The sequence below is a fragment of the Thiohalocapsa sp. ML1 genome, assembly GCF_001469165.1.
Classification (GTDB): Bacteria; Pseudomonadota; Gammaproteobacteria; order Chromatiales; family Chromatiaceae; genus Thiohalocapsa.
The window spans coordinates 21384-27419 of record NZ_JABX01000061.1 but is presented as its reverse complement, the minus strand read 5'-3'; the positions used below and the strand labels follow the sequence as shown (position 1 = coordinate 27419).

The 6036-nt window shown below is 69.3% G+C and carries 3 protein-coding genes; 1 reads left to right on the top strand and 2 read right to left on the bottom strand.

Annotated elements, in window-relative coordinates; all coding sequences use genetic code 11:
- Positions 1–280 precede the first annotated feature (280 nt).
- Complete coding sequence (gene dacB, locus ML01_RS24285) at positions 281–1942, bottom strand: D-alanyl-D-alanine carboxypeptidase/D-alanyl-D-alanine-endopeptidase (protein ID WP_058557966.1); 1662 nt, start codon at positions 1940–1942, stop codon at positions 281–283.
- A 99-nt stretch (positions 1943–2041) separates the two neighbouring features.
- On the bottom strand, positions 2042–4405 hold the full coding sequence (gene glgB / locus ML01_RS24280) for a 1,4-alpha-glucan branching protein GlgB (protein ID WP_082674634.1): 2364 nt from the start codon (positions 4403–4405) through the stop codon (positions 2042–2044).
- A 324-nt stretch (positions 4406–4729) separates the two neighbouring features.
- Here glgB and glgC point away from each other — a divergent pair, with 324 nt between their 5' ends.
- Complete coding sequence (gene glgC, locus ML01_RS24275) at positions 4730–6001, top strand: glucose-1-phosphate adenylyltransferase (protein ID WP_058557965.1); 1272 nt, start codon at positions 4730–4732, stop codon at positions 5999–6001.
- The last annotated feature ends 35 nt before the right edge of the window (positions 6002–6036 follow it).

Below are 6036 nucleotides of genomic sequence, written 5' to 3'. Positions count from 1 at the left end.
CCGGAGCCGGAGCCGGGCCGGGCCCGGCCGGAGAGCCGACCTCCAGGTCGGCTCCCGTCGCGACAGCAGTGCATCCCGCTCTGTGGTTGTGTTGACCTGGAGGTCAACACTCCAGTCAACGCCCGTCAACATTGCGAACGTTCGATTACGACCACGATTACGACGACGACGAAACCACGGTCTCCGAGGTCGCCCCGTTCGAAACTTGACTCATCTGCAAACATTCGGCGCCGAAGTGGAAGGGCCAAGGGCCAAGGAGGCGCCCCTCTGCCCTCTGCCCTTAGGGCGCCGCCGCCCCCTCGAACACCCAGCGCAGCAGCACGTGATGCACGGCGTGGCCGTGCCAGGCCTGCAGGGTCTGGCCGGGCCGGGCGTTGACGAGGGCGACGACGACCCAGCGGCGGCCGTGCTTGTCGAGCACATAGCCGGCGATGCAGCTCGCGTCGCGCACGGTGCCGGTCTTGAGATGCGCGCGGCCCTCGATGGGCTCTTTGCGCATGCGCTTTGCGAGCGTGCCGTCGACGCCGAGGATGGCCATGGAGGCGATCAGCTCCGGCATCCAGGGCTGGTGCCAGCTCCAGGCGAGCAGCTCGCCCATGCTGGCGGCGGCGATGCGGGTGTCCCGCGACAGCCCGGAGCCGTTGTCGATGAGGAGCTCCGGGAAGCCGAAGCCGCGCTCGTCGAGCCAGAGGTCCAGCGCCGCGCGGGACTTGTCGTTGTCACCCGGCGGCCCCGCGTGCTCGCTGCCGAGGGCGAGGAAGACCATGCGTGCCACGAGATTGTCGGACCACTTGTTCACGGGCCGCAGCACCTCGTGCAGCGGCTGCGAGTAGACGACGTGGAAGACCTCGGCGCCGCTCGGCGTCGTCGCCGCCAGCACGCGCCCGTCGATGGTGCCGCCCGCCTCGCGCCAGAGGGCGTCGAAGGCGGCCGCGGCATGGCGCTCCGGGCTCAGGATCAGCCGCGGGATGCGCTCGTCCGGGCACTCGCTCGCAAAGGTGCCGGTGATGGTGAGCTTCGGCGTGCCGGGGACGGTCGCTGCCGTGGCGTCGGCCTCGGGTGTGGCGTTGTCGGGGGTTCCGAGGGCGGGTGCCGGCTCGGCGGGACCGACATCGCCGGCGCCCGGGGCCGCGGCCATCTCGGCAGGCGCGGGGGAGGGCGGCGCCGCCGCGGGCTCGCTGAAACCGACGCTGAGGCGGTGGTAGCGCCCCTGGCAGGGCGCCTTCACAATCGTCGCGTTGTTGACGATGTCGAGGTGGCTGAGCGGCGGCTCGGTGTAGACGCCGACACCGCCGCGCTCGCGGTCGTTGTACAGGTGCACGTAGGTCACCTGCCGGTTGAGGCTGAGCGCCGCGGGCAGGGCGTTGTAGCTGCGCTGCGCGGCGCCGTCGAAGTCGCCGCGGCTCGCGGTGGGTGCGACCAGGTGGCTGTTGTCGAAGATGAGGTCGCCGGCGATGTGCCGAATGCCCTTCTGGCGCAGGCTACGGATCAGGCCGGCATAGGCCTCGGTGCTGAGGAAGGGGTCGCCGTAGCCCTTGATGGCGAGATCGCCCTCCAGCGTGCCGGCAATCACCTCGCCGTCGATGAGGGCCTCCGTACGCCACTGGTAGCCGGGGCCGAGCAGGTCCAGCGCCGCGATGCTGGTGACGAGCTTGATGGTGGAGGCAGGGATGCGCGGGACCTCGGCGTTGACGGCGAGCCGTGGCGCATCGCTGTCGACCGCTCGCACATAGGCGCCGATCTGGCTCGCATCGAGGGTCAGCTCCGGCAGCAGGGCGGCCACCGGAGCCGGCAGGCTGGTCAGGGTGTCCGGCGCGGCATCTGAGACGGCCTCAGCGCTTGGCGGCTCGGGGTCGGGGGCTGCGTCCGCGGCTGCGGCCCCGGCGGCCGGCTGGCCCGCGGCCGGCGACAGCAGGCACCAGAGCAGTGCGAGCCCGAGCAACGCGGGCGCCGCAGGCTGGTCCGCGCGCCGACGCCGCCTCGCCGTGTGCGGGTTCCGTCGCGTGAGCATGTGCCGAGCCAGCCCCCGCGGCGGAGCGGGTCAGTCTGCGGCCGCCGCGGGCGTCGCGCCCGCGCCGTCGTCGGCCACGCCCGCCGCAGACCCGCTGTCCTCGGCACTCGCCGCTGCCGTCGGCGTCGGGCTCGCAACCAGGAGCTTGGGCTTGACCGCGCCCGCGGTGTCGGTATCCGTGTCGACGCTCTCGTCGGGCTCGTAGACCATGACGACACCCGCGAGCGGCGGCAGCGCCATGGGGATGGAGTTGGGCCGGCCCATCCAACTGATGGGCTCCGCCACCACGCCGCCGCGGTTGCCGACGTTGCTGCCGCCGTAGAGCTCGGCGTCGGAGTTCATCGCCTCGCGGTAGTAGCCCGGGAAGGGCACGCCGATGCGGTAGTTCTCGCGCGGCACCGGCGTGAAGTTGAAGGCGCAGGCGACGATCTGCTTGCCGTTCTTGGACTTGCGCAGATAGCTCAGCACGGACTGGCTGGAGTCGTGGCAGTCGATCCACTCGAAGCCGGCGCTGTCGAAGTCCACCTCGTGCAGCGCCGGCAGGTTGCGGTACAGGCGGTTCAGGTCGGCGACGATCTGCTTGATGCCCTGATGCTGCGGGCGATCGAGCAGGTACCAATCCACCGCGGCGTCGAAGTCCCATTCCTGCCCCTGCGCAAACTCGCAGCCCTGGAACAGGAGCTTCTTGCCGGGGTAGGTGAACATGAAGGTGTAGAGGAGCCGCAGGGACGCGAACTTCTGCCACGCATCGCCCGGCATCTTGTCCAGCATGGAGCGCTTGCCGTGCACCACCTCGTCGTGGCTGAAGGGCAGCACGAAGTTCTCGGTGAAGGCGTAGAGCAGCCCGAAGGTCAGGAGATCATGGTGGTAATGCCGGTAGATCGGGTCCTTCTCCATGTAGGCCAGCGTGTCGTGCATCCAGCCCATGTTCCATTTCATGCTGAAGCCCAAGCCCCCGAGATAGGTCGGGCGCGACACCTGCGGCCAGGCGGTGGACTCCTCGGCCACCATCAGGGAGCCCGGGTGCTGCTCGTGCGAGACGGTGTTGAGCTGGCGCAGGAAGTCCACGGCATCCAGGTTCTCGTTGCCGCCGTACTTGTTCGGTATCCACTCGCCGTCCTCGCGCGAGTAGTCCAGGTAGAGCATGGAGGCCACGGCATCCACGCGCAGGCCGTCGATGTGATACTCCGCGAGCCAGTACAGCGCGCTGGAGAGCAGGAAGTTCTTCACCTCGTGGCGGCCGAAGTTGAAGATCAGCGTGCCCCAGTCCTTGTGCTCGCCCTGGCGCGGGTCCGCGTGCTCGTACAGCGCCGAGCCGTCGAAGCGGGCGAGCGCCGTGGTGTCGCGCGGGAAGTGCGCCGGCACCCAGTCCAGCAGCACGCCGATGTTGCGCTTGTGCAGCGTGTCCACGAAGCTGCGGAAGTCGTCCGGCGCGCCGAAGCGGGCGGTGGGCGCGAAGTAGCCCGTGGCCTGATAGCCCCAGGAGGCGTCCAGCGGGTGCTCGGTGATGGGCAGCAGCTCGATGTGGGTAAAGCCCATCTCGACGCAGTAGTCCGCGAGCCGGGTGGCGAGCTCGCGATAGTTGAGAAAATTGCCGTCCTCGTCGCGCTGCCAGGAGCCCAGATGCACCTCGTAGACCGACAGCGGGCTGTGCTGCCAGTTGTAGCCGGCGCGGCGCGCGAGCCACTGCTCGTCGCCCCAGCGGTAGGTGCTGGGGGCAGTCAGGATGCAGGCGTTCTCGGGGCGCTCCTGGTAGGCGTTGGCGTAGGGGTCGATCTTGACGTGAACATTGCCGCCGCCGTCGCGCAGCTCGAACTTGTACAGCCCGCCGGGTGCCAGGTCCGGGATGAACAGCTCCCAGACGCCGGAGCCGCCGCGCACGCGCATCGGGTGCGCACGCCCGTCCCAATTGTTGAATTCCCCGATCACGCTGACCCGTTTCGCCCCGGGCGCCCACACCGCGAACTGGAAGCCCTCGACGCCGTCGATGGTGCGATGGTGCGCGCCGAGGAACCGATAGGCGTGCCAGTGGCGGCCCTCGCCAAACAGGTGCAGGTCGAAGTCGCCGAGCAGCGGTCCGAAGGTGTAGGGATCGTGCCGCGTCTCGACGCGGCCCTGGCGGTCGTACCAGGTGACTTGGTAGTGCTGCCGGCCCTGGAGCTGGTCCGCCGGGCCTTCCCAGGTGAACAGATCCGTGCCGGGGACGCGCGTCAGATCGATGCCGGCCTCGTTGATGCGGGCGCGCTCGGCCTGCGGGAGGTAGGCGCGGACAACGACGGTGTCCGCATCGACCGCGTGGCGGCCGAGCACCTCGAAGGGGTCGTGGTGACGGGCCTCGATGACGCGAAGCAGGGGCTCGGGCAGTGATGATGGCGAGGAAGGACCGATGGGCATGAGGCGTTCCGTAGGCTTCAGGTTCCGCAGGCTCGGGAAGGGCCGAAGGGAGTGTAATTCTGCCCCCTGACTCAGCGGCCGGCGCCGGTTCGGTGGCGCGCTGGGGCCTGAGTGCGGGAACCGGCGCGGCGGTCGGTGCCGGTTTCGTGCCGGGGGTCTCGGCGAGCGGCGATGTTACCATGCCGCCCGAGCGGGCTGCCGCAGCGCCGCGGCGGCGCGGCAGGCCCGCCGCTGCCCGACGCCGGGCCCCGGCAGGTCTGGACGGGCGGCGCGGCCGGGCAGGCCGGGCAGTCGCCCCCCATTTGAGCCTACGAGGTGATCCCAATGCCGGACGTGAGTCCGCGTTTCGTCAGCCGCCTGACCCGCAACACGCTGGCGCTGATCCTGGCCGGCGGGCGCGGCTCGCGGCTCAAGGACCTGACCCGCTGGCGCGCGAAGCCGGCGGTGCCCTTTGGCGGCAAGTTCCGCATCGTGGACTTTCCGCTGTCCAACTGCATCAACTCCGGCATCCGCCGCATCGGCGTGCTGACGCAGTACAAAGCGCATTCGCTGATCCGCCACATCCAGAAGGGCTGGGGCTTCCTACGCGGCGAATTCGGCGAGTTCGTGGAGTTGTGGCCGGCGCAGCAGCGCATTGCCGAGACCGCTTGGTATGCCGGCACCGCCGATGCGGTGTTCCAGAACCTGGACATCATCCGCAACCACGACCCTGAATACGTCCTGATCCTCGCCGGCGACCACGTCTACAAAATGGACTACGGCACGATGATCGCCTACCACGTCGAGAGCGGTGCGGACCTCACGGTCGGCTGCATCGAGGTGCCGCTGGCGTTGGCCAGGGGCTTCGGCGTTATGGACGTGGACGCCGAGGGTCGCGTGCGCGGCTTCCTGGAAAAGCCGCCGGACCCGCCGCCGCTGCCGGAGCGCCCCGACCACACGCTGGCGTCCATGGGCATCTACGTGTTCAATCGGGATTTTCTCTACGAGCAATTGATTCGCGACGCCGATCAGCCGGGCTCCAGCCGCGACTTCGGCAAGGACCTGATCCCGCACGTGATCAACCGCTACCGGGTTATGGCCTATCCGTTCCGCGACCCGAAGAGCGGCGATCAGGCCTACTGGCGCGACGTGGGTACCGTAGACGCCTTTTGGGAGTCCAATCTGGAGCTGATCGGCGTGACGCCGCCGCTCAGCCTGTACGACGACCATTGGCCTATCTGGACCTACCAGGAGCAACTGCCGCCGGCGAAGTTCGTTTTCGATAACGACGAGCGCCGCGGCATGGCCGTGGACTCCATGGTCTCCGGCGGCTGCATCATCTCCGGCGCCACGGTGCGGCATTCGCTGCTGTTCTCCAGCGTGCGGGTGAACTCCTACTCCACGGTACAGGACTCCGTGGTGCTGCCGAACGTCGAGATCGGCCGCAATTGTCACGTCCGCCGAGCGGTGATCGACCGCTGGTGCCGGGTCGCGCCGGGCACCCGGATCGGCTTCGACCGCGCCGCGGACGAGGCCGCCGGTTTCCACGTGAGCGAAGGCGGCATCACGCTGGTGACGGCAGACATGCTCGGGCAGGCGATCAACCGCGTGCGTTAGCCGAGTGGCACGGCGAGCGCGTGCGGCAGCGCGCG

What these genes read in the sequence shown, in the direction of transcription:
- glgB (WP_082674634.1), bottom strand. Translation starts at nt 4,405, where the DNA reads ATGCCCATCGGTCCTTCCTCGCCATCATCACTGCCCGAGCCCCTGCTT.
- glgC (WP_058557965.1), top strand. Translation starts at nt 4,730, where the DNA reads ATGCCGGACGTGAGTCCGCGTTTCGTCAGCCGCCTGACCCGCAACACG.